The organism is Streptomyces sp. NPDC005181, assembly GCF_040608395.1.
In the GTDB taxonomy this organism is placed as follows: Bacteria; Actinomycetota; Actinomycetes; order Streptomycetales; family Streptomycetaceae; genus Streptomyces.
On record NZ_JBEXID010000050.1, the window covers coordinates 1 to 21,509 of the forward strand.

General features: G+C 69.4%; 18 protein-coding genes and 3 pseudogenes. 7 read left to right on the top strand and 14 right to left on the bottom strand.

What is annotated here, in order from left to right:
- Positions 1 to 588 precede the first annotated feature (588 nt).
- The 4 genes and pseudogenes from ABZV38_RS26605 to ABZV38_RS26620 all read right to left on the bottom strand — a co-directional run bounded on the left by ABZV38_RS26605 (position 589) and on the right by ABZV38_RS26620 (position 2,420).
- A complete protein-coding gene (locus ABZV38_RS26605) occupies positions 589 to 792 on the bottom strand; it encodes a hypothetical protein (protein ID WP_356330944.1) in 204 nt (67 codons plus the stop codon).
- A gap of 91 nt (positions 793 to 883) precedes the next feature.
- A pseudogene (locus tag ABZV38_RS26610) lies at positions 884 to 1,718 on the bottom strand (helix-turn-helix transcriptional regulator).
- Positions 1,715 to 2,227 (bottom strand): DUF6879 family protein, encoded by a 513-nt coding sequence (locus ABZV38_RS26615; RefSeq protein WP_356330946.1) that lies wholly within the window; start codon positions 2,225 to 2,227, stop codon positions 1,715 to 1,717. Before ABZV38_RS26615 ends, ABZV38_RS26610 begins: the two are co-directional and overlap by 4 nt.
- Positions 2,211 to 2,420: a hypothetical protein gene (locus ABZV38_RS26620; protein WP_356330947.1), complete on the bottom strand. Its 210-nt coding sequence runs from the start codon at positions 2,418 to 2,420 to the stop codon at positions 2,211 to 2,213. Before ABZV38_RS26620 ends, ABZV38_RS26615 begins: the two co-directional genes overlap by 17 nt.
- 168 nt (positions 2,421 to 2,588) lie before the next feature.
- Between ABZV38_RS26620 and ABZV38_RS26625 the strand changes: the two genes are divergently transcribed.
- Positions 2,589 to 3,578 carry an aldo/keto reductase gene (locus tag ABZV38_RS26625; RefSeq protein ID WP_356330949.1) on the top strand — a complete coding sequence of 330 codons (990 nt, stop codon included), beginning with the start codon at positions 2,589 to 2,591 and terminating at the stop codon, positions 3,576 to 3,578.
- Positions 3,579 to 3,641: 63 nt separating this feature from the next.
- Here the strand turns inward: ABZV38_RS26625 and ABZV38_RS26630 are convergent.
- Together ABZV38_RS26630 and ABZV38_RS26635 are read right to left on the bottom strand one after the other, a co-directional pair.
- A pseudogene (locus tag ABZV38_RS26630) lies at positions 3,642 to 3,794 on the bottom strand (aldo/keto reductase); the annotation flags it as partial.
- 55 nt (positions 3,795 to 3,849) lie between these two features.
- A pseudogene (locus tag ABZV38_RS26635) lies at positions 3,850 to 4,083 on the bottom strand (PadR family transcriptional regulator); the annotation flags it as partial.
- 113 nt (positions 4,084 to 4,196) lie between these two features.
- Between ABZV38_RS26635 and ABZV38_RS26640 the strand changes: the two are divergent.
- Complete coding sequence (locus tag ABZV38_RS26640; protein ID WP_356330951.1) at positions 4,197 to 4,970, top strand: alpha/beta hydrolase; 774 nt, start codon at positions 4,197 to 4,199, stop codon at positions 4,968 to 4,970.
- 132 nt (positions 4,971 to 5,102) lie between these two features.
- On the opposite strand, the gene thpR is transcribed toward ABZV38_RS26640, so the two are convergent.
- The 3 genes from thpR to ABZV38_RS26655 all read right to left on the bottom strand — a co-directional run bounded on the left by thpR (position 5,103) and on the right by ABZV38_RS26655 (position 7,669).
- Positions 5,103 to 5,666, bottom strand: coding sequence for an RNA 2',3'-cyclic phosphodiesterase (gene thpR, locus ABZV38_RS26645; RefSeq protein WP_356331022.1), 564 nt, complete (start codon positions 5,664 to 5,666; stop codon positions 5,103 to 5,105).
- A 130-nt stretch (positions 5,667 to 5,796) separates the two neighbouring features.
- Complete coding sequence (locus tag ABZV38_RS26650; protein WP_356330953.1) at positions 5,797 to 7,131, bottom strand: MFS transporter; 1,335 nt, start codon at positions 7,129 to 7,131, stop codon at positions 5,797 to 5,799.
- A gap of 97 nt (positions 7,132 to 7,228) precedes the next feature.
- The gene (locus tag ABZV38_RS26655) at positions 7,229 to 7,669 is read right to left on the bottom strand and encodes a MarR family transcriptional regulator (protein ID WP_356330955.1); all 441 of its coding nucleotides are present in this window, start codon (positions 7,667 to 7,669) and stop codon (positions 7,229 to 7,231) included.
- 135 nt (positions 7,670 to 7,804) lie between these two features.
- Between ABZV38_RS26655 and ABZV38_RS26660 the strand changes: the two genes are divergently transcribed.
- The gene (locus ABZV38_RS26660; RefSeq protein ID WP_356330957.1) at positions 7,805 to 8,029 is read left to right on the top strand and encodes a ribbon-helix-helix protein, CopG family; all 225 of its coding nucleotides are present in this window, start codon (positions 7,805 to 7,807) and stop codon (positions 8,027 to 8,029) included.
- 11 nt (positions 8,030 to 8,040) lie between these two features.
- On the opposite strand, the gene ABZV38_RS26665 is transcribed toward ABZV38_RS26660, so the two are convergent.
- Positions 8,041 to 9,498 (bottom strand): NCS2 family permease, encoded by a 1,458-nt coding sequence (locus ABZV38_RS26665; protein ID WP_356330959.1) that lies wholly within the window; start codon positions 9,496 to 9,498, stop codon positions 8,041 to 8,043.
- Positions 9,499 to 9,687: 189 nt separating this feature from the next.
- Between ABZV38_RS26665 and ABZV38_RS26670 the strand changes: the two genes are divergently transcribed.
- The gene (locus tag ABZV38_RS26670) at positions 9,688 to 9,963 is read left to right on the top strand and encodes a DUF2530 domain-containing protein (protein ID WP_356330960.1); all 276 of its coding nucleotides are present in this window, start codon (positions 9,688 to 9,690) and stop codon (positions 9,961 to 9,963) included.
- Between the two features lie 179 nt (positions 9,964 to 10,142).
- A complete protein-coding gene (locus ABZV38_RS26675; RefSeq protein WP_356330962.1) occupies positions 10,143 to 12,611 on the top strand; it encodes an HAD-IC family P-type ATPase in 2,469 nt (822 codons plus the stop codon).
- A 3-nt stretch (positions 12,612 to 12,614) separates the two neighbouring features.
- Here ABZV38_RS26675 and ABZV38_RS26680 read toward each other — a convergent pair whose 3' ends face one another.
- The 4 genes from ABZV38_RS26680 to ABZV38_RS26695 all read right to left on the bottom strand — a co-directional run bounded on the left by ABZV38_RS26680 (position 12,615) and on the right by ABZV38_RS26695 (position 19,079).
- Positions 12,615 to 13,385 carry a DUF5707 domain-containing protein gene (locus ABZV38_RS26680; protein WP_356330964.1) on the bottom strand — a complete coding sequence of 257 codons (771 nt, stop codon included), beginning with the start codon at positions 13,383 to 13,385 and terminating at the stop codon, positions 12,615 to 12,617.
- A gap of 189 nt (positions 13,386 to 13,574) precedes the next feature.
- Complete coding sequence (locus tag ABZV38_RS26685) at positions 13,575 to 14,504, bottom strand: hypothetical protein (RefSeq protein ID WP_356330966.1); 930 nt, start codon at positions 14,502 to 14,504, stop codon at positions 13,575 to 13,577.
- A 176-nt stretch (positions 14,505 to 14,680) separates the two neighbouring features.
- Positions 14,681 to 17,887, bottom strand: coding sequence for a molecular chaperone Hsp90 (locus ABZV38_RS26690; RefSeq protein WP_356331023.1), 3,207 nt, complete (start codon positions 17,885 to 17,887; stop codon positions 14,681 to 14,683).
- A 256-nt stretch (positions 17,888 to 18,143) separates the two neighbouring features.
- A complete protein-coding gene (locus ABZV38_RS26695; RefSeq protein ID WP_356330968.1) occupies positions 18,144 to 19,079 on the bottom strand; it encodes a DUF3027 domain-containing protein in 936 nt (311 codons plus the stop codon).
- A 474-nt stretch (positions 19,080 to 19,553) separates the two neighbouring features.
- On the opposite strand from ABZV38_RS26695, the gene ABZV38_RS26700 reads away from it, so the two are divergent.
- Positions 19,554 to 20,990, top strand: coding sequence for an MFS transporter (locus ABZV38_RS26700; protein ID WP_356330970.1), 1,437 nt, complete (start codon positions 19,554 to 19,556; stop codon positions 20,988 to 20,990).
- A gap of 27 nt (positions 20,991 to 21,017) precedes the next feature.
- Positions 21,018 to 21,497 carry a DUF2771 domain-containing protein gene (locus tag ABZV38_RS26705; protein WP_356330972.1) on the top strand — a complete coding sequence of 160 codons (480 nt, stop codon included), beginning with the start codon at positions 21,018 to 21,020 and terminating at the stop codon, positions 21,495 to 21,497.
- Positions 21,498 to 21,509 lie beyond the last annotated feature (12 nt).

The window sequence follows — 21,509 nt, forward strand, 5'->3', positions numbered from 1 at the left end:
CACACACCACGTGATCATTCCGGGGCCGTCGCCATGCCCGGAGGGCAGATCACGACCGTCACGCTTCACGCATGATCAGCCACCCGACAGGCTCTGAGACAGGCGCACAGCCAGATGCAGACGGGCCCCTGGATTCCACTCCGGGGGCCTCTGCGCTTCTTCCTCAACGGGGGCTGCACTCCGGACTCTTCGGGGGCGCTCAGCGCCCTGTGAGGCGCGTACGCAGGTTCGAGCGATGCCGACCCCTGCCGGCTCGGGGGAAGCCGACAGAGGCCGACATAGGGGCGCGTGTCGCTCGACCGCTCTCCTTCCGGTGTACCGCGAAAGTCGTGCTCGCCGTCTCTCGGTACTCCGGGCGTTCTGGTCACTCCGCTCGCGCCACCAGGGCGAACGATGTGCATACCCGACGGAAGCTCTGATGCCCCGTCCGGCCGGTGTGACTCATGCACTCCACATCCACGGCCGCACCGTCCGCCGACGCGGACGCCGTCCACCCGCAGGGAAACGCCAGACACTCCGCTTCGAACGTCACGTCCGTCTCCGGGTGCTGAGTGATCCGGTGCTCCACGTAGCGCAGCACCGACCGGCTCACCAGTTCCCCCGTGTCCGGTGCGGATGGTTGCGGATCTCCACGTCCGCATCCGTTGCCGCCGACAGGTCGCCCCGGTCCCGTGCCGCCTGATGCTGCGCGACCAGAGCCGTGCACACCCCGCAGCCCGGCGCAGGGTCGGGCGGATTCAGGGGCAAGGACAGGTACACCGGACTCGACATGGTCGTCTTCGTTCTGCTCATCTCGAATGCCTCCCCGCACTTCAGCGATGGCACGGAATCATTGCCCGCTCACGGGGTGGGTTCGAGGTTCAATCACGCATTGGACTAAAGATCAGGAACGGAAGGCAGCGGCCCATTCGCTCAGCCGCTCGCGCGCGTCTTCGCCGAAGAGAGCGCGTTCGTCGTACCCGGCGAACTCATCGAGGTACATCCGGATATCCCGGGGGTCTCGGAAGACCATCACACCGGCCGTCGTCTCGACCGTGGCCAGCCGTTCGTCATAGACCGTGAACGTGTTCAACGGGCACCCCGGAAATCTCGTGTCCAAGGGCAGAACACCGATACGCAGATTCGGCAGGCGAGACAGGGAAACGAGCCGGTCGATCTGTACGGCCATAGCGCCGGCTGGGAGGAACGGAGAACGTACGGATTGCTCAGTGAGCACGAACGTGAACCCGCTTCGTGCGGTCGTAGAGAACCTCCTGCCGCTCCAGCTTCCTCGCCATCGCCTTGCCGTGGTCACCGGAGATATGGGCAAGGCTGGCCCGGATGTACTCCGGCGTCGAGAGCAGTGCCGTGAGCATCGACAACAGGAAGAACCGGAACTCAGTAGAGGACGATTCGAGACCGGCCAACTCAAGCTGTTTCTTGTCCAGCCCCTTCCGGCGCATCCCCCGCGCGTCCTGCCACTCCGTGGCAGCAATACGAGCCAGCGCCGATACCTCCGCCACCAGAGGTGCCGGAGCGTCGAGAGCCGTATGGATGCGCTCTATGTCCACCAGGGAAGGGCGCACCCTGCCGTTCTCAATCCGGCTCACCTTGGACTGGGACATGTTGCAGCGCGCGGCAAGCCGGTCCCCGGAGAGACCGGCCTGTTTACGCAGCTTCCGCAGCATCGCGGCAAGTTCCTGGGAGGACTGGCCGAACTGCTCGGGCTCGAACGTCACGCAGTCACGTACTCCAGAAAGGGAACAGACTCCGCGATCGCGATGCGCTGGTATTCGAGGAAGGGGGCCACGTCCCCCTCGTGCAGCTCCCGTTCGATCTGCGTCCCGTCCTCCTCGTACTTCATGAGGACGACCGTGGAGCGGTCGAACATCCAGAAGTCATCCACATCCGGCAAGGGGTTCTCCCGGTCCGTCACGTCGAGAATGCGGATGCCCTCCCCCACGGACGCCTGATGGCGGTAGTACCGCTCGAACTCGAAGCGCAGGTAATCCGAGAGCGGACGCGTCACGATGTGCACGCGCCCGATCGACCCACCTGCTTCCCGGTGCTTACGGATGAGCGCCGTCCAGTCGTCCTCGTACGGGCCGGGAAAGCGCTCCCCGGAAAGGAAGCGGCCGAACTCTTCCGCCTCCTGCGGCACGCGGTAGACGGGCCGTGTCTCCAGTCGCCACGCCTCCTTCTGGAAGGTCTGGAACTTCGCCTGCCACGCCTCACCAGCCAAGAGCACGAACGGCCTCCCTCAGGATCTCTTCGGGGATCTCCACCAGCCCTTCCCCGCTGGGCGGGGTGAAGCCGTCGAAGACGTCGCCCTGGACCACGAACGTCCCCTTCTCGGTGCGGTAGACGTTCGGACAGTCGCCCTGCCCGCACTCGTCGGGATCATTACCGGTAAGACGGGTGAGCCGTGCACGTTCCGACATCCGTAACCCCCTGGGTAGCAGCCCTGGTTGGACCCATGACACGACGGTACGGAGGACCAGACGGACCGTCTATGCACACTCGCGACTATGCGCGCTGTCGCATAAACCGGAGCGACCGAGCGTCCAGCCCTTGCTTGGAGTGAGCTCGAAGCAGTTGGCTTGTGCACCATGAAGTACACACAGCTGGGACGTACCGGACTCAAGGTCAGCCGACTCGTGCTGGGGACGATGAACTTCGGCCCGCAGACCGACGAACCGACCAGTCACGGCATTCTCGATGCCGCCCTCGACGCAGGTCTGAACTTCGTAGACACAGCGAATGTGTATGGGTGGGGCGAGAACAAGGGCCGCACCGAGGAAATCATCGGTACCTGGTTCGCGAAGGGCGGTGAGCGCCGCGACAAGACCGTTCTCGCCACCAAGGTGTACGGCGGGATGGCCGGCGACGGCGAGCCCTGGCCGAATCATGACCGGTTGTCCGCGCTCAACATCAAGCGGGCCGTCGAGGCGTCGCTGAAGCGGCTGCAGACGGACTACATCGACGTCTACCAGTTCCACCACATCGACCGGCTGACGCCGTTCGAGGAGATCTGGCAGGCCATCGACGTACTGATCAAGGAGGGGAAGATCCTGTACGCGGGGTCGTCGAACTTCCCCGGGTACAAGATCGCGCAGGCGAACGAGATCGCCGCCCGGAAGGGAATGGTCGGGCTCGTCACCGAGCAGTGCCTCTACAACCTGGCCGAGCGCCGCGCCGAGATGGAGGTCATCCCGGCCGCGCAGGAGTACGGGCTCGGGGTCATCCCGTGGTCGCCGCTGCACGGTGGTCTGCTCGGCGGGGTCATCAAGAAGGAGACCGAGGGCAAGCGGCGGGCCGCCGGGCGGTCGGCGGAGGCGCTGAAGAACACCGAGGTGCGCGAGCAGGTCCAGGCGTACGAGAACCTGCTCGACAAGCACGGTCTGGAGCCGGGCGAGGCCGCGCTCGCGTGGCTGCTCACGCGGCCGGGTGTGACCGGGCCGATCGTCGGACCGAGGACGAAGGAGCAGCTCGAAAGCGCGTTGCGGGCCGTCGAGTTGGAGCTGAGCGAGGAAGTGCTCACCGGGCTCGACGAGATCTTCCCGGGACCGGGGCCGTCACCGGAAGCGTTCGCCTGGTAGTCGAGGAACGACTCGCAGGCAGGGGGTGTCATCCGTTCCAACGGGTGGCACCCTCAAGGGCTGATTGGCAGTGTCGAAAAAGTTGACGCCCGCGTCCAGCGCGGCGTCCATGATCGCGTGGCTGTCGGCCTCATTGGTCTGCGGACCGAAGTTCATGGTGCCGAGGACGAGTCGGCTGACCTCAAGTCCGGTGCGTCCGAGCTGCGTGTACTTCATGGGCACCAAGCCAACGCCTTCGAGTCCGCTCGAAGCAAGGGCCCATCGGGCGGTCTCAGCGGGTTTCGAGATCCTTCAGCGTCGTTGCCGGCCAGCCCAGTTCCGCCTCGCTCGCCACGCGGGCGAGCGTGAGGACGCCTCGTCGGAACGGGTCGTCGAAGGCCTCCGCGCCGAGCGGGCGCTCGCCCCCGAGCCGTAGTCGTAGAAGAAACTGCTCGGCTCCCGCAGGAACGCCGGCCTGCCGCAGCACGTCCGCCTGCTCGGCGGGTGCCTGCAGGTGGCGGAGGAAGAAATCCCAGGATGGCCAGTTCCAGCATCTGAGCATCCTCCCTCCTCGCGTTATACATCGGCACCGATATATGGTCTCGCCGATAATTTCATGGCCGGAGGGGAGCGGGAGACATGAAGAACGCACAGGTGACAGCGGGCGGCGCGCGCATCCGGTGGGTGGAGATCCCCGGCAGCGGCACACGGACCCGCGTCTATCTGCATGGGCTCGGCGCCTCGTCCGGCCCGTACTTCACCGTGAGCGCCGTCCATCCGCTCCTCGCCGGCAGCCGTTCACTGCTCATGGACATGCTCGGTTTCGGCATCAGCGACCGGCCCACGGATTTCGACTACACGCTCGAAGCGCACGCCGACGCGATCGCCGTCGCGCTCAGGACCGCCGATGCGTACGCCACGGACGTGATCGCGCACAGCATGGGCGGCTCGGTGGCCATCGTGCTCGCGGCACGCCACCCGGAGCTGGTGGCGCGGCTCGTCCTGATCGACGCCAACCTCGACCCGGTCGCACCCGGGCGGCAGCGGCCCGGCAGCAGCGGCATCGCCGCGTACACGGAGGAGGAGTTCCTCGATCAGGGCATGCACGAAGTGCGCGACCGGGTGGGACCCCACTGGTGGTCGACGATGCGGCTCTCGGGCCCGGAGGCGCTGCACCGCAGCGCCGTGCAGCTGGCGCGCGCAACGACGCCCACCATGCGCGAGCAGCTGCTGGAGCTGAAGATTCCGCGCACATACCTGCGGCCGGAGGGCGACGGGCCGCTGCCCGACGAGGACGGTCTGGTCGCGGGCGGGGTGCGGGTCGTACCTGTCCCGGAGTGCGAGCACAACATCATGCTGGACAACCCCGAGGCGTTCGTGAAGGAGACGGCTCGGGCCCTGGCGCTCGCCTGACGGGAGCCGGTGTCAGCGTCTCAGCCTCCGACCGCGGCTGTCACGGCGACAATGGCGAACATCAGTACGAGCACGGCGGCCATGATGCGGTTTCTGGTCTTCGGGTCCACCCGTCGAGCGTAACCGCACCGCTCAGTGCCCCAGCGGCCAGGAGGCCACCACCTCGTACCGCGGCTGCTCCCCCGGCACCCCGGCGATCGGCAGATTGCTGCGTACGAGAGCGATCTCGCCGACCTCCCACGGTGTGCCCTCGAAGGTGTCCAGGGCCTCCAGATAGGGGTGCAGGTCCGCCTCGGTGCGACTGCGGGCGAGGGTCAGGTGCGGGGTGTAGCGGCGGTGCTCGTCCATCGGGACGCCGGCGCGGCGGGCCGCCGCGTCGGCTCGCTCGGCGAGGAGCCTCAGCGTGTCGAGGCCGCCCGAGGCCCCGGCCCACAGCACATGGCCGTCGAATCGGCCGCCGCGGTGGATACGCAGCGGGAACCGCTCGGTGCGGTGGGCGGCGCGCTCCAGCCGCTCGTACAGATCGGGCAGCAGCCCGTCGTCGACCACCCCTAGGAAGGCGAGCGTGAAGTGCCAGGCGTCGGTGCCGGTCCAGCGCAGGCCACCGGCGCCCGGAAGGGTGTGCAGTGGGGCGACGGCGCGGCGGAGCTCCGCGATGGCGGAGTCGGGCGGCAGGGCGGCGACGAAGAGTCTCATGCGGCTCATGGGCCGAGTGTCGCACCGTACCGGCCTGTCCCGGTCGCCGCGCATATCGCGTTGTCCATACGAAACGGCCCCGGCCGGTGTCCACCGGTCGGGGTCGTGCCGTGTCGCGTACGAGCGGTCCTCAGGCCGCCGTCGCCAGCTGTTCGCGGGGGACGAACCGCACATGCGGGTGACCCGGCCGCAGGTCGACCTTGATGCGCAGGCCGCCGACGCGGGCCAGCATGAAGCCGACGCCGAGTGCGGCGAACATCGAGAACGCGCCGCCGACCGCCATGCCGGTCCGGACGCCGTACGTGTCGCTGATCCAGCCCACGATCGGGGCGCCCACCGGCGTACCCCCGGCGAAAACCATCATGTACAGGCTCATCACCCGGCCGCGCATGGCCGGGTCGGCGGCCATCTGGACGCTCGTGTTCGCACTGATGTTGGTGGTCAGGCCGATCATGCCGATCGGGACCAGCAGGATCGCGAAGAGCCAGACGGACGGCGACAGGGACGCGATGATCTCCAGGAGACCGAACACCGTGCCCGCCGCCACCAGCATCCGCAGCCGCGAGGAGCGGCGGCGGGCGGCGAGCAGGGCCCCGGCCAGCGAACCGGCCGCCATGAGGATGTTGAAGAACGAGTACATCCCGGCGCCGCCGTGGAAGATCTCGTCCGCGAAGGCGGTGAGCCAGATCGGGAAGTTGAAGCCGAACGTGCCGACGAAGCCGACCAGGACGATCGGCCAGACCAGCTCGGGGCGGCCGGAGACGTAGCGCAGCCCCTCGCGCAGCTGTCCCTTGGCGCGCGGCACGACGACCGCCTTGTGCAGTTCGCTCGTACGCATCAGCAGCAGACCGATGAGCGGGGCGGCGAAGGACAGGCCGTTGAACATGAAGGCCCAGCCGCTGCCGACCGTCGTGATCAGGACACCTGCGACGGCGGGACCGATCAGCCGGGCCGACTGGAAGTTGGCCGAATTCAGACTGACCGCGTTGCGCAGTTGGGCGGGACCGACCATCTCGGAGACGAAGGACTGGCGGGCCGGGTTGTCCACGACCGTGACCATGCCGAGCAGGAAGGCGATCAGGTAGACGTGCCACACCTGGACGACGCCGGAGAGCGTGAGGGCGGCGAGGGCGAGGCCGCAGAGGCCGAACGCGGCCTGGCTGACGAGGAGGAGCTTGCGCTTCGGGAGCCGGTCGGCGATGACGCCGCCGTACAGGCCGAAGAGCAGCATGGGAAGAAACTGGAGGGCCGTGGTGATGCCGACGGCGGTGGCGGACCCGGTGAGGCTCAGAACGAGCCAGTCCTGCGTGATGCGGGACATCCAGGTACCGGTGTTGGAGATCACGGCGCCCGTGGCGAACAGGCGGTAGTTGCGGATCTTCAGCGACGAGAAGGTCCCGCCGGGCTTGCTCTCGTGGGTGGACGTCGGTGCGGGGGCGGAGTCTGCTCCGGATCCCGTACTCAAAAGGGTTCGCCTCCTCGGGCGTGGGCTGCGTGCGGACCGACGGGATGCGGCCGTACGGGCGGCGCGCCGACTGTGACCCGGCGGACCCCCCGTACCGCTACAGGTGGGCGAGCTTCTCCAGCACGGGTGCGGCCTTGCGCAGCGTCTCCCACTCGTCCTCGTCCAGGCCTTCGGCGAGGGTGGCCAGCCAGGCATTCCGCTTGGAGCGGCTCTCCTCGAGCATGGCCTCGGCCTGCTCGGTCTGGCTGACCATCTTCTGGCGACGGTCATCGGGGTGCGGTTCCAGTCTGACCAGTCCCTTGGCTTCGAGCAGCGCGACGATGCGGGTCATCGACGGAGGCTGCACATGCTCCTTGCGGGCCAGCTCACCGGGGGTGGCGGAACCGCAGCGGGCGAGTGTGCCGAGCACCGACATCTCGGTGGGGCTCAGCGACTCGTCGACGCGCTGGTGTTTGAGGCGCCGGCCCAGCAGCATCACGGCGGAACGAAGGGAGCTCACGGCGGCGGCACTGTCGCTGTCGTGGATCAGGTCAGGCATGTTTATTAGCGTAACTCATTACCTACCCTAAAGACCACTCGGCTGGTACACGCGCGGTCTATCGATCACCCAAATGAGTGAGTCAGATCCGGAAAGTGACGCGAAACGACCTCAAAGGCCGTATCCCTGCTTGCCATGGGATCGACAGTGCTCAGCCTGCGGATGGACGGTGAGCTGCTCGACCGGCTCCGGCAGCACGCCGCCAGACGCGGAATGAGCGTCCAGGACTATGTCGTCAGGACGCTCATCCGGGACGATTTCGACGAGCGCTTCAAAACGGCCGTCGAGGAGACGGAAAAGTTCTACGGGGCGGACGACCGGGTGAATCGAAGCGCCCGGCCATCCGCCCCGCAGGGGTGACGAGTGAGGGGTTACGACGTCAGGCCGAGGGCCGGCATCGCGTAGTAGAAGACGAAGACCGCCGACACGACGTACATGGCCACCGGCACCTCGCGCCGGCGACCGGCCGCCACCCGCAGCACGGAGAAGGCGATGAAGCCGATGCCGATGCCGTTGGTGATCGAGTAGGTGAACGGCATCATCACCATGGCCAGGAAGGCCGGGATCGCGAGCGTGTAGTCGCTCCAGTCGATGTCCCGCACCGACCCCGCGATGATCAGGAAGCCGACCGCCAGCAGCGCCGGGGTGGCCGCCTGCGACGGAACCATGGTCGCCAGCGGCGTCAGGAACAGCGCCACCGTGAACAGCAGACCCGTCACCACGCTCGCGAAGCCGGTGCGGGCACCCTCTCCGACGCCCGCAGTGGACTCCACGAAGCAGGTACTGGCGGAGGAGGAGCTCGCACCGCCCGCGGCGACCGCGATGCCGTCCACGAACAGCACCTTGTTGATACCGGGGAGGTTGCCGTCCTTGTCCATCAGCTTGGCCTCGTCGCCGACACCGAGGATGGTGCCCATCGCGTCGAAGAAGCAGGACAGCAGCACGGTGAAGACGAACAGAATGCCGGTGAGCGCACCGACCTTGTCGAAGCCGCCGAACAGACTGACCTTGCCGATCAGCCCGAAGTCGGGGGTGGCGACCGGGTTGCCCGGCCACTGCGGGACGGTCAGGCCCCACGCCTCACCCGGCAGATCGGCGATAGCGTCGATGACCAGCGCGACGATCGTCATCGCGACGATCGAGATCAGGATCGCGCCCGGCACCTTGCGGACGATCAGCGCGAGAGTGAGCAGCGCGCCGAGGATGAAGACCAGGACCGGCCAGCCATTGAGGTGGCCGTCGCTGCCGAGCTGAAGCGGCACGGTGGTGTGCGCGGCGTCCGGGATGCGGGAGACGAAGCCGGAGTCGACCAGCCCGATCAGCAGGATGAAGAGGCCGATACCGATCGCGATGCCCTTGCGGAGCGACTTCGGTGCCGCGTTCATCACGCGTTCACGCAACCCGGTCGCGACGAGCAGCATGACGACGATGCCCGCGAGGACGACCATGCCCATCGCGTCCGGCCAGCTCATCCGGGGGGCGAGCTGCAGGGCGACGACGGTGTTGACGCCGAGACCGGCGGCCAGCGCGATCGGCACATTGCCGATGACGCCCATCAGCAGCGTGGAGAACGCGGCGGTCAGCACGGTGGCGGTGACCAGCTGGCCGCCGTCGAGCTGGTGCCCGTACATGTCCTTCGCGCTGCCGAGGATGATCGGGTTCAGCACGATGATGTACGCCATCGCGAAGAACGTGGCGAATCCGCCGCGGACCTCGCGCGCGACCGACGACCCCCGCTCGGAGATCTTGAAGAAACGGTCCAGGCCGCCGTGCGGCTGTGGAGCTATGGGCTGCCTGGAGTCGACCGAAGCGGTGGCCGAGGGGGACATGTATGACCTCAGTCGTGCGTAGAGAGGGGGGAGAAAAGTGATCAGCTTTGGACTTTTGCACGAATAAATCGAGACAGCCGTAAGCGGATTCAGTATGAATACATAAGGCGAAGATCGCTATCTCCGCGCGTAGACCCTTGGCCCGACTGGCCCGACGGGCTTTACATACGAGCCGCATACACTGACCCCATGGCGAAGTGGACACCGACACACGAGGCACCCGAGCCCCTGGAGGGGCCCGTCGTCGCCACCATCACCGGCGGAACGATCCTCTGGTTCGTCCTCTTCCTCGTCCAGCTCCCGTTCTACGGCTGGTTCGACGACCACGGGCACACCTGGTGGGTGTGGACGTGCCTGGCCGGTGCGGGACTCGGGCTGATCGGCATCTGGTACGTGCGGGGGCGCGACGCGGCACTCAAGCGGGCAGCCGCCACCAAGGCCGGAACGGCCGACAGCAGCCACTGACGCCACCGGCGCAAGCCGCCGGTCAAGCCACCGCCGCACGTTCCTGCCGCGCAATCATGACGAAAGTCAGGGACAACCCCCGACTTCCCTGACGCCCCGGACCGCACCCCCTCCTCCTCCGGTCCGATCTTCGGATCCCCGGCGGGTGAATCGGGCGTTCCGCCCGTACCGTCGGAACCATGACGCAGCGGGCACTCGACTCCTCCGGGAAGCAGGAACCCCGCCGGCCCCGGCCGGCCCCCATCGACGCCGGTTCCGAACTCGACCCGGTCCACCCGGTGGAGCTGCCGGCCCCGGCCGTGCGCACCAGCGGGCTGACCGCCGCCGAGGTGGCCGAGCGGATCGCCCGGGGCGAGGTCAACGACGTACCCGTCCGCTCGTCCCGCTCCATCGGCGAGATCGTCCGCGCCAACGTCCTCACCCGGTTCAACCTGATCATCGGCGTGCTCTGGCTGGTCATGCTGTTCGTCGCGCCGCTCCAGGACAGCCTCTTCGGCTACGTGATCATCGCCAACACGGGCATCGGCATCGTCCAGGAGTGGCGTGCCAAGAAGACCCTGGACGGCCTCGCCCTCATCGGCGAGGCGAAACCCACGGTCCGGCGCGACGGGGTCGCGGCCGAGATATCCACCTCCGAGCTCGTCCTCGGCGATCTGGTCGAGCTCGGACCCGGCGACAAGGTCGTCGTGGACGGCACGGTCGCCGAGGCCGACAACCTGGAGATCGACGAATCACTGCTCACCGGCGAGGCCGACCCCGTACTGAAGCAGGCCGGCGACCCGGTGATGTCCGGCAGCTTCGTCGTCGCGGGCGGCGGCGCGTTCTCCGCCACCAAAGTCGGCCGCGAGGCCTACGCCGCGCAGCTCGCCGAGGAGGCCTCCCGCTTCACGCTCGTCCAGTCCGAGCTGCGCAGCGGGATCAGCACGATCCTCAAGTACGTCACCTGGATGATGGTGCCGACCGCGATCGGCCTGATCATCAGCCAGCTCGTCGTCAAGAGCAGCAACATCAAGGACTCCATCGCCCGGACCGTCGGCGGCATCGTCCCGATGATCCCGGAGGGCCTGGTCCTGCTCACCTCGGTCGCCTTCGCGATCGGCGTCGTGCGGCTCGGCCGCAAGCAGTGCCTGGTGCAGGAGCTGCCCGCCATCGAGGGCCTCGCCCGGGTCGACGTCGTCTGCCTCGACAAGACCGGCACGCTCACCGAGGGCGGGATGGACGTCACCGAGGTGCGGGCACTGGGCGGTGCGGACGACCCGTACATACGCCAGGTGCTGGCCAACCTCGGCGCGTCCGACCCGCGGCCCAATGCGAGCCTGCAGGCGATCATCGACGCGTACCCGTCCCCGAACGGCGAGGCGTGGCGCTGCACGGAGGCGCTGCCGTTCTCCTCGGCGCGCAAGTACAGCGGCGCCGCGTTCGACGAGGGCGGCGGAAGGGCGTCGAGCTGGCTGCTCGGCGCACCCGATGTGCTGCTGCCGGGCCACGACCCGGCGCTCGGCGAGATCGAGCAGCTCAACCAGCAGGGACTGCGGGTCCTGCTGCTGGCCCAAGCCCAGGGGGAGCTGGAAGGACCGCAGAGCGCCGCCGGGGCCGAACCGGCTGCGCTGATCGTCCTGGAGCAGCGGCTGCGGCCGGACGCCGGGCAGACACTGCGCTACTTCGCCGACCAGCGGGTCGCCGCGAAGGTCATCTCCGGGGACAACGCCGTCTCGGTCGGCGCAGTCGCGAGCAAACTCGGCCTGCCCGGCGCCGAACGCACCCTGGACGCGCGCCGGCTGCCCACGGACCCGGACGACATGGCCACGGCCATGGAGGAGAACGCAGTCTTCGGCCGGGTCACCCCGCAGCAGAAGCGGGAGATGGTCGCCGCGCTCCAGTCCCGCGGCCACACGGTCGCGATGACGGGCGACGGGGTCAACGACGTGCTGGCGCTCAAGGACGCCGACATCGGGGTCTCGATGGGCTCCGGCTCGGAGGCGACGCGCGCGGTGGCGCAGATCGTGCTCCTCAACAACAGCTTCGCGACCCTGCCGTCGGTGGTCGCCGAGGGCCGCCGGGTCATCGGCAACATCACCCGGGTCGCCACCCTGTTCCTGACGAAGACCGTCTACTCGGTGCTGCTGGCGATCCTGGTGGTCTGCTTCCAGGTCGAGTACCCGTTCCTGCCCCGGCATCTGACCCTGCTGTCGACGCTGACGATCGGCATCCCGGCGTTCTTCCTGGCCCTCGCGCCCAACAAGGAGCGGGCTCAGCCGCACTTCGTCCGCAGAGTCATGCGGTACTCGGCCCCGTCCGGCGTCATCGCGGCCATCGCCACGTTCGTGACGTATCTGATCGCCCGGCACTACTACACGGGTCCGGGTGCGCTGAACGCGGAGACCAGCGCGGCGACGCTCACGCTCTTCCTGGTCTCGATGTGGGTCCTCGCGATCATCGCCCGCCCCTACACCTGGTGGCGGATCATCCTGGTCGCGGCGATGGGCGCGGCATTCCTGATCGTGCTGACAGTGCCGTGGCTGCAGGAGTTCTTCGCGCTGAAGCTGGTGGGCTCGGTCATGCCGTGGGCGGCGGTGGGGATGGCGGTGGTGGCGGCGACTGCCCTGGAGTTCACCTGGCGCCTGGTCAGTCGCCGCTTCCCGGTATAGCTGTTACCGCACGTCGACGAAGTCACCGGCGGTGGTGACGGCCGGGGTGGTGGACGTACCGGCGAAGCTGTAGCGCCAGTAGCCGTCGACCGAGGCCGTGACCGTGGTCTTCAGGGCACCGGTGCTGCTCGACTTGATCGTCTTCACCGTGGTGTAGGCGGTGCTGGTCTTCTTACGGAACTGCAGCTTCACCGGCTGGACGGTGTAGCCGGCGTAGGCGTGCGTCTCCCAGTTGGCGCGCGTCAGCTTGCCGGTGACCGTGATGGTCCTGCCCTTCTTGACGGGCTCCGGGGCCGCGTTGACCGTCAGCTTCGACAGCCGCTGCACATGAGTCGTGGCGTAGGAGTCGTAGGACGTGCTGGAGCCGTCCTTGGCCTCGACGCCCGCGAGGATGTGCCAGGAGCCGGCCAGCGCGTTCTTGGTCAGGTCGGCCCTCGGGTCGACCGTGACGGTGAGCGAGCAGGTGGCGGTGGTGGCGCTCGCGTCCTTGCAGGTCGCGTCCTGCGTCGGCACCAGCGCGCCGTCCATGCCCTTTTCCAGGCTCGTCCCGTGCCAGAGGATCAGCCAGCCGCCGGCAATGCCGGAGGCGTGCGAGGCAGTGACCAAGACGGTGACCGTCTTCGGCACCGTCGTCCCCAGGACGATGTTCTTGCCGCCGTTGACGGTGACCTTGGAGATGACGGGATTCGCCGTTGCCGCGTGCGCGGCCGGCCCGGCGAGGGCGGAGAGAGCCAGAGCGCCCGATACTGCGGCAACGGTGGCACGCATACGCATAAGTGTCCCCAGTGGAGAAAGGGGCCCCGCAGGCAGTGGCTCCGATGGCTCCGGCCTCGGCGGGACCCGATGAGTCGGTGGGTCCGCCGGACAGCGGGACCCGATGAGTCGGTGGGTCCGCCGGACAGCGGGACCTCGCTCGGAGATCCCGCTGCCCGGGTGGAACCGCTGGTGGAACTACTGCTGTGACTACTGCACGTCGACGAAGTCACCGGCGGTGGTGACGGCCGGGGTGGTGGACGTACCGGCGAAGCTGTAGCGCCAGTAGCCGTCGACCGAGGCCGTGACCGTGGTCTTCAGGGCACCGGTGCTGCTCGACTTGATCGTCTTCACCGTGGTGTAGGCGGTGCTGGTCTTCTTACGGAACTGCAGCTTCACCGGCTGGACGGTGTAGCCGTGGTAGGCGAAGTCGTCCCAGTTGGCGCGCGTCAGCTTGCCGGTGACCGTGATGGTCTTGCCCTTCTTGACGGGCTCCGGGGCGGCGTTGACGGTCAGCTTCGAGAAGCGTTGGAGCTTGGTGGTGCCCAGGCCGTCCTGCAGCGCGTAGTCGATCAGGCTCGGGTCGAAATTGGGGTCGGACGGGTCCTGGCCGTTGAAGTCGACGGCGAAGCCGTCCGCCTTCCACGTCGTGGCGTCCGCGTTGCCGATGAAGTCGATCTGCGGCCAGACGTCGATCTGCCCCTTGCAGGTGGCGACCGTCGAGGAGACGGCCTGGCACGTGGGGGCCACGTCGCCGTAGAGGAAGTTCGTCGGCTCGTCGAACGAACCGCGGTAGAGCTCTATATCGAGCGCGAAGTCGTCGGCGAAGATGTCCACGTCGGCGGCGTGCGTCACAGTGAACGTGGTCGGCACGGTCTTCGTGTTGGTGGTGCCCACGACGATCGGCTTGCCGCCGTTCACCGACAGATTGGAGAAGGTGAGGTCGAGCGGGACGCCGGCGGTCTCGGCCGCGCCGACGGAGCGCGCGCCGGTCTTCGTGCCGGACGTGGCGTGCACGGCACGCAGGACGTCGGCGAGGGCCGAGTGGTGCACGTCGGTGGCCTGGGCCGCAGACGGTACGACGAGGGCGGAGAGAGCCAGGGCGCCGGTCAGGGCAGCCACAGTGGCACGTATACGCATGTTCATTCCCCATGTGGAGAAGGGGGCCCACGGAGGTCGTCCGCCCGTGGGGCCCAAGATCGTCTGTGAAGCCTGGTGGCTTCACAGACGAGATCAATGGGACGGGTGAACGGTTGTACGGCTGTAGAGATTCTTTACGTATACATGACCAGGCCCTGGCAAGGAGGCCTGTGCCGTCAGTCGAACCAGCGGTCGCGGGCCATTTCCTCCGTACGCGACGGGTCCTCCAGCAGCGCGGCGACCTCGAAGCGGCGCGGCCACTGCCCCGCCGCCCACGCCAGGCCGGCCGCGACGCCCTCCAGCGTCGACGCGTGGACGACCCCGTCCGGGGTGCGGCGCCAGTCCAGTTCGACGCCGCCCGCGCGGAGTTCGCCGTGTTCGATGTACGTGTCCGGGGTCCCGGCACCGAGCAGGATCCGTACCGGCTCCGGCACCTGGTGTTCCTCGCCCTCCGTCGTCACCTGCGCCTCGACCGTCTCGCCGAGCCGCCGCACCTGGAACAGCTCGGCCAGTTCGGCGGCGCGCGCCGGGGCCACCGGCAGCAGCGGAAGACTGTCCGTCAGCGGCAGCAGATCGGGGGCGTCCGCGATCACCGCGTCCGCCGCGTCGACGACCCGCACCTCGCCGTCGACCACGGCCCGCAGTTCGTCGGGCAGCGTGACGTGTTCGGGGTCGAGATCGGCCAGGGCCGTGTACAGCGCGTGGAGTTGTACGGAGCCGACCGGGCGGCCCTCGTCCGCGAGCCGGCCGAGAAGTTCGGCCGCACCGCCCGGCTCGTCCAGGAGCGCCGCGACGGACGTCCGGACGCCGAGGGCACGCAGCACCTGGACGTCGTCGAAGCCGGTCGCGTCGGCGGAGTCGTACAGTCCGGACAGCCGCGGGTCGCCGCCCGCAGCCCGCAGCCCCGCCGGGCGGCGGCCGCCGAGCACCGGGTGGTCGCGCAGCCACCAGGCGGTGTACGGGCGCACGGACCGGGTCGTGCCGTCCGGGAGCAGCACCCGCACCGGCTGCGTCAGTGCGTCGCGCAGCGGCGGCCGGGAGAGCAGGGCGAGCGCCTGCGGCCAGGCGTCGTCGTCGACGAGGTCGAGGTCGCGGACGGCGACGAGTTCGGTGGCGACCGGCGGCACAGGGGTGTCCGGCAGCTGGTCGAGGATGTCCTCGCACCACACGTCGACGGCGTCGAGCAGCCCCGCGTCGTCGGGTTCGGCGAAGTCACCTTCGCGCGGCTCCAGTTCGTCCGGGTCGAGGACGACATCGGTGGCACGGACGAGCGTGAAGGTGGCCAGCACCCCGCAGGCGGTCAGCGGCTGTTCGCCCCAGCGGTCGGCCAGTTCCTCGTCGCAGAGGGCGAGTTCGCCGTCGCGCATGATCTGCGCGAACGGGCTTCCCGGCAGCACGAGTTCACCGGCCGGCGCGGGCTCGCCGTCCTCGTCCGGGAGCGCCAGGGCGCCGAGCCAGGGTTCGTCACCGGGCGACAGATCGGCGTCCCGGACGAGCGTGAGGACGGTCTCCGCGAGCTCTTCGACGTCCAGCGCGTCCTCGTCCCACACCTCGCCCGCGTCCATCGAACCGGCGACGGCCGTGCGCACCTGCGGGGTCGTCAGCACGGCGCGCGGGGTGGCGGGCAGGGCGCCCAGCTTCTCCAGGAGCGGATGGGCGGCGTCCGGATGTGCGACCTTCAGCCCGAGCCGGGCCAGCCGGCCGAGGACGGAGCCGGTGAGCGCGTCGGGCAGCGGCAGCAGGACCTGACGGGGCCCGATCGTGGTGCGCGGGGCCGCGGGGCCGTCGGGCCCGCCGGTCGCCGGATCCACCGTCCCGGCCAGCGGCACCGGCAGTCCGGAGAGCCGGTCCGGGTCGATGCCGGACAGGCTGTCGTACAGCCGCCGCCACCAGTCGGGATCGCGCTCCAGACCGGCGAGCCGGTCGATGGCCTCGGTCAGCGGCACCCTGGCCACCCCGAGCGTGCGCAGTTCGCTGCGACGCTCAAGTCCCGCGGGCAGCAGGCACGGCAGCACCTCGGCAAGCACCTGGACGGTCTCGGCGCCGACCCCCTCCAGCACTTCGGCCTCGATGGGCCGCAGTGCGGTGGTGGCCTCGCGGGCGCTCTCCGACTCCGCGTCCCAGACGTCCCACCGGTCCGGTTCGGCGGCGGCGTCGCGCGGGGCCGCGGGCTCCAGGAACGCGACGCGCGGCAGCCGTTCCAGGATCGCGCCGCGCAGCGCGCCGTCCAGTTCGCCCTTGCCGAGCGGGCCGGGCACCAGGTCGATCGTGCCGACGCTCACCGGATGCCAGTCCGCGAGGAGTTCGGCGTACGCGTCGGCGGCGCGCTGCACCAGGAAGTCGGTGAGCGGGCCGGGCGCGGGGTGGCGGCGGGTGGTGTCGAGCGGCAGCGACGCGATGAGCAGGGCGGGCACGCCGAGGGGTTCGTCGGTGGGCGTCGGGGCGTGGACGACGGGAGCGGTACGGGGGTAGACCGGCGCCCCGTCGATGTCCACGGGCACCGCCCAGGTCACCGACCAGTGCGGGCGCAGCCGTTCCTCCAGCGGGCGGTCGGCGAGCAGGGCCGGCTCGATCGGACCGTGCTGCGCGACCGTGCGCCAGCGGTTCCTGCCGTGCACGGAGTCGTCGACGTGCGTGTACGGGCCGTGCTGGGAGCGGTGCAACGTCCGTACCCCGTCGGGGGTGTCGATGACGATCTCATCGAGGCCGGGCAGCGTCAGGAGCAGCGCGTCGTCGACGGCGGCGAGCAGCCGGCCGACGAGGTCCTCGGCGACACCGTCGCGCAGCGGCAGCACGACGACCGTGTCGTACCCGTCCGGTGCGGTGCCCTCGGCGGGCAGCGGGAGCCGGAGCAGCGGTACGTGACCGTCGCGGCGGCGGAGTTCGTCACCGAGACCGGGGCTGCCGACAGCGGCCTGCCGGGCGAGGTCACGGGCCTCGGCGAGGGACCAGCGGACCCCACCGTGCCGGCCGACGACGGCGGGCTCGTCACTGACCGCGAGCACGGCGGCGAAGCCGACACCGAACCTGCCGACGGCGGACTCGTGGCCCTCGCGCTTGGCGGAGGCACGGAGCGTGCTGAGCGATTCGACGCCGATGGCGTCGAGGGGGGCGCCGGTATTGGCGGCGGCGAGGACGGTGTTCCCGGCGTCGCCGGGGTGCAGGGTGAGACGGAGGCGGCCGGGAACGCCGGCGCGGGCGGCGGCGTCGGCGGCGTTCTGGGCGAGCTCGACGACGAGACGGTCACGGTAGCCGCCGAGCGCGAGGTCCTCCTCGGCGTTGGCGTCCTCCCGGAACCGGGCGGGACCGGCGCCCCAGGCGTCGAGCACCCCGCGCCGCAGCCGCGCCGTCCCGAACGGATCGGCCCCCTCGGTCGCATTCATGCTCACGCTCTGACTCCGCTCTGTCCGGTGACGCGTTACCCGTGTGCGGCGGGGGGTGCGGGTGCACCCGTGCCGCCAGTGTGCGCCCGAAGGTACCGCGAGCGGAAAGCCGGTGCGCCGAGCCCGTGCGCCACGCTTTGTCCCCAATCGCCGGACAGGCTTGATCCAGCCCATCCGGCGATTGGGGACAAAGCGGTCACCCGGCGGCCGTGCGCCGCAAGCGATCCGCGGGCCCGGACCCCAGCGGCCAGGAGCGTCAGGAGTGGCCCAGGTCCTCCGACGGCGCATCCGGCTCCGCCGGAACCGACCCGCTGTCCCGCGCCGGGCGCAGCAGGTACTCGTCCACCTGCATCGTGTCCAACGCATGCGGCGCCGGCTTCGGCGGCTTCGGCATCACCGCGGCCTCCGAGTGCCCGCCGCACCCGTACGACAGCGAGACGACCCGCCCGTCGGCCGGGCTGAACTCGTTCGCACACACCCCGAACGCCTGCCGCAGCGATCCCGCGATCGGAACCAGGAAGGCACACGTGTCGCAGGACGCCGGTGCCGCCTGCGCCATCGGTGTCTTCACGCCGAACGCCTCGTCCCACCGGTCGGCCGCCGCATGCAGCCCGTAGCGGGACAGCACCCGTGCCCGACGCATCCCGAGCGCTTCGGCGACCGCCGCGATCGAGCCACGGTCCGTCGTCCCCGGGCGCGTCGTCAGCTCCGCGTCCTCCGCGTCGACGAGATCGGCCAGTTCCTCCGACATCTCGGAGACCACCGAGTTCGGCGGCGGCTCGTCCTCACCGGTGTATCCCGGCTCCAGTCGGAGATCCTCCGCCTCGGTGGGCAGCAGATCGCCGGGTCCCATGTCGCCGGGGCGCAGCCGCTCGCTCCACGGCACCCACTCGGGCGCGAGCAGCGCATCCGTCCCGGGCAGCAGTACCGCCTCGTCGAGCGTGACGTTCTTGGCGCGGGAGGCCCTGGCGACCGTCACCGCCCAGCGCCAGCCCCGGTAGCCGGGTTCCTTGCACTCGAAGTAGTGCGTGACGACCCGGTCCCCTTCGGAGACCAGCCCCACGTGCTCACCGACCACTCCTGGCGCGGCGGCCTCCTCGGCCGCCGAGCGTGCGAGGTCTACCGCCTCGGCACACAGGCGGTCGGGGGCAGGGGTACGGGCAGTACGGCTTCGCGTCGTAGCAGCACTCACAGGTCTCGCTTCTCTCCATACGCCGTCTCACGAGCGCGCCAGCAGATCCATCGATTACGGCCATAACGGTTGCGGGCGGAGCGGACCTGGGGGCCGCGTCGACGTCCACACCCGTTGTGCCTGCCTCGGGCGCGCCTTCTGCTATCCATTCTGCGGGATCGCCGAGAGGCGCGCGGCCAAGAACAACCGCCGGTGGCGCGCTACGCACGCTACCCTCTCCGCCGCTCCCCGCCCACCTGCCCGTCCCAAACAAGGCCGTATCCACTGCCGTGTCCGTGTCAGCTCGGTCATGGGGACGGCGACGAGACGGACCCGGGGCGCACGTGGAACGCACGCGGAACGCACGTGGGACGCACGTGGGACGCACGTGGGACGGGCCGCCAGCGGTTTCATGACTGACCCGAGAGGGCGGCACTCATCGCGACTCGTACCGTTCTCGGTTCGTTACCGATGTGACTGGGGCACTATGACGAGGTGGCTTCCGCCAGGTCGCACGACGGGTCCGGCCCGCTCCGCAGGACGGGCCGGACGATCGGTCATGCCCTGCACGCGCCGTTCACCGGCACGGCGAAAGGCATCCGCAAGGCGACCCACGCGCACGGCGCCGGCGAATCCGGGCTCGGCAAACTGATCGAGCTGCATGCCGTGAACGGCGCGGGCGACGTGATGATCACGGTCGCGCTCGCCTCGACGGTGTTCTTCTCCGTGCCGACGGACGAGGCCCGCGGGCGCGTCGCTCTCTATCTCGCCATCACCATGGCACCCTTCACCCTCCTCGCCCCCGTCATCGGCCCGCTCCTGGACCGCCTGCCGCACGGCCGCCGCGCCGCGATGGCGGCCGCCATGCTGGCCCGGGCCCTGCTGGCACTCACCATGTCGGGCGCGGTCGCCACGGGCGGTCTGGAGCTGTATCCGGCGGCGCTGGGCGTCCTGGTCTCCTCGAAGGCGTACGGGGTCGTCCGAAGCGCGGTCGTGCCACGCCTGCTGCCACCCGGTTTCTCCCTGGTGAAGGCGAACTCCCGGGTCACCCTGGCCGGGCTCCTGGCCACCGGTGTGGCGGCGCCGATCGGGGCCGGGCTGCAGACCATCGGACCCGGCTGGCCGCTGTACGGCGCGTGCGTGATCTTCATCGGCGGCACCGTGCTCGCCTTCACACTGCCGCGCAAGGTCGACTCGTCGAAGGGTGAGCGCCGGGCCCAGCTGGTCGAGCTCCACGGCCATCAGCCGTCCGCCCTCACCAAACAGCCCAAGGCCAATGGAAAAAGGGCCGACGGGAAGAAAACCACCGCGAGGTCCGGGGAGAAGGAGAAGCGGCCCGGGCTGCGGACCGTCGGGCCTTCCGTCCTGCACGGGCTCCAGGCCAACGCCGCGCACCGCGCCCTCTCCGGCTTCCTGATCTTCTTCCTGGCGTTCCTGCTGCGCGAGCACCCGCTGGCCGGGCAGAGCGCCGCGGTCTCGCTCGGCATCGTCGGTGTCGCGGCCGGTGTCGGCAATGCGCTCGGGACGGCCATGGGCTCCTGGCTCCGGACCCGCGGCCCCGAGGTGATCATCGCCTCGGTGCTGGGGCTGGCCCTCGGCGTCGCCGTCCTCGCCGCGGTCTTCTTCTCCACCCTGATGGTCGCCGCGCTCGGCGCGATGGCCGGCTTCACCCAGGCTCTGTCCAAGCTGTCTCTGGACGCGATGATCCAGCGCGACGTGCCCGAGGAGGTACGGACCTCCGCGTTCGCCCGGTCCGAAACACTGCTGCAGGTGTCCTGGGTGGTCGGCGGCGCCATCGGCATCTCTCTCCCCCTCAACGGCGTACTGGGGATGTCGGTCGCTGCGGGGATCCTCGCCCTTGGTGCGGCAGCCTCCGTACGGGGTCTGCTGAGCGCTGCGCGGCGCGGCTCGCCGCACCCCCGCGTGGCGTGAGCGGGAGCGACCGATAACCTTCGGCCCATGACCGTTGCGTTCTTCTCCGGTAAGGGCCGTCGTATCGGCGTCGCTCTTGGTGCCGTGTCCGCGGGACTCCTTGTCCTGTCCGCCTGCGACAAGCCGACGCCGCTCGCCACCGTGACGGTCGGCGACACCTCGGTGAGCACCGAGGCGTCCTGCTACAACGACGGCGATGCCCTCAAGGACTCGCAGATCCAGACCTGCTTGAACAAGAAGGCGGAGAAGTCCGTCAAGGTCGCGATGGACGACAAGGTCCGCTTCGGCGTCGACCCGGAGATCGCGGACAAGGGCTGGACGCTCTTCATCAACGGCCAGCAGGCCGAGCAGGAGCCGTACAAGAAGACCTACCGGTCCATCCCGGGCAGCGCCTTCTTCTCCAGCCAGACCGGCGAGACCCCGAACAAGACGCAGATCAGCATCGTCGAGACCGACGGCAAGAAGCTCACCGGCATCTGGCACTTCGAGCTCAAGAAGACCGCCTGATCCCCTCCTGAC

Coding starts and splice junctions, on each gene's coding strand:
- ABZV38_RS26605 (WP_356330944.1), bottom strand. CDS start 792: ATGAGCAGAACGAAGACGACCATGTCGAGTCCGGTGTACCTGTCCTTG.
- ABZV38_RS26620 (WP_356330947.1), bottom strand. CDS start 2,420: ATGTCGGAACGTGCACGGCTCACCCGTCTTACCGGTAATGATCCCGAC.
- ABZV38_RS26625 (WP_356330949.1), top strand. CDS start 2,589: ATGAAGTACACACAGCTGGGACGTACCGGACTCAAGGTCAGCCGACTC.
- ABZV38_RS26640 (WP_356330951.1), top strand. CDS start 4,197: ATGAAGAACGCACAGGTGACAGCGGGCGGCGCGCGCATCCGGTGGGTG.
- thpR (WP_356331022.1), bottom strand. CDS start 5,666: ATGAGACTCTTCGTCGCCGCCCTGCCGCCCGACTCCGCCATCGCGGAG.
- ABZV38_RS26655 (WP_356330955.1), bottom strand. CDS start 7,669: ATGCCTGACCTGATCCACGACAGCGACAGTGCCGCCGCCGTGAGCTCC.
- ABZV38_RS26660 (WP_356330957.1), top strand. CDS start 7,805: ATGGGATCGACAGTGCTCAGCCTGCGGATGGACGGTGAGCTGCTCGAC.
- ABZV38_RS26665 (WP_356330959.1), bottom strand. CDS start 9,498: ATGTCCCCCTCGGCCACCGCTTCGGTCGACTCCAGGCAGCCCATAGCT.
- ABZV38_RS26670 (WP_356330960.1), top strand. CDS start 9,688: ATGGCGAAGTGGACACCGACACACGAGGCACCCGAGCCCCTGGAGGGG.
- ABZV38_RS26675 (WP_356330962.1), top strand. CDS start 10,143: ATGACGCAGCGGGCACTCGACTCCTCCGGGAAGCAGGAACCCCGCCGG.
- ABZV38_RS26680 (WP_356330964.1), bottom strand. CDS start 13,385: ATGCGTATGCGTGCCACCGTTGCCGCAGTATCGGGCGCTCTGGCTCTC.
- ABZV38_RS26685 (WP_356330966.1), bottom strand. CDS start 14,504: ATGCGTATACGTGCCACTGTGGCTGCCCTGACCGGCGCCCTGGCTCTC.
- ABZV38_RS26690 (WP_356331023.1), bottom strand. CDS start 17,887: ATGAATGCGACCGAGGGGGCCGATCCGTTCGGGACGGCGCGGCTGCGG.
- ABZV38_RS26705 (WP_356330972.1), top strand. CDS start 21,018: ATGACCGTTGCGTTCTTCTCCGGTAAGGGCCGTCGTATCGGCGTCGCT.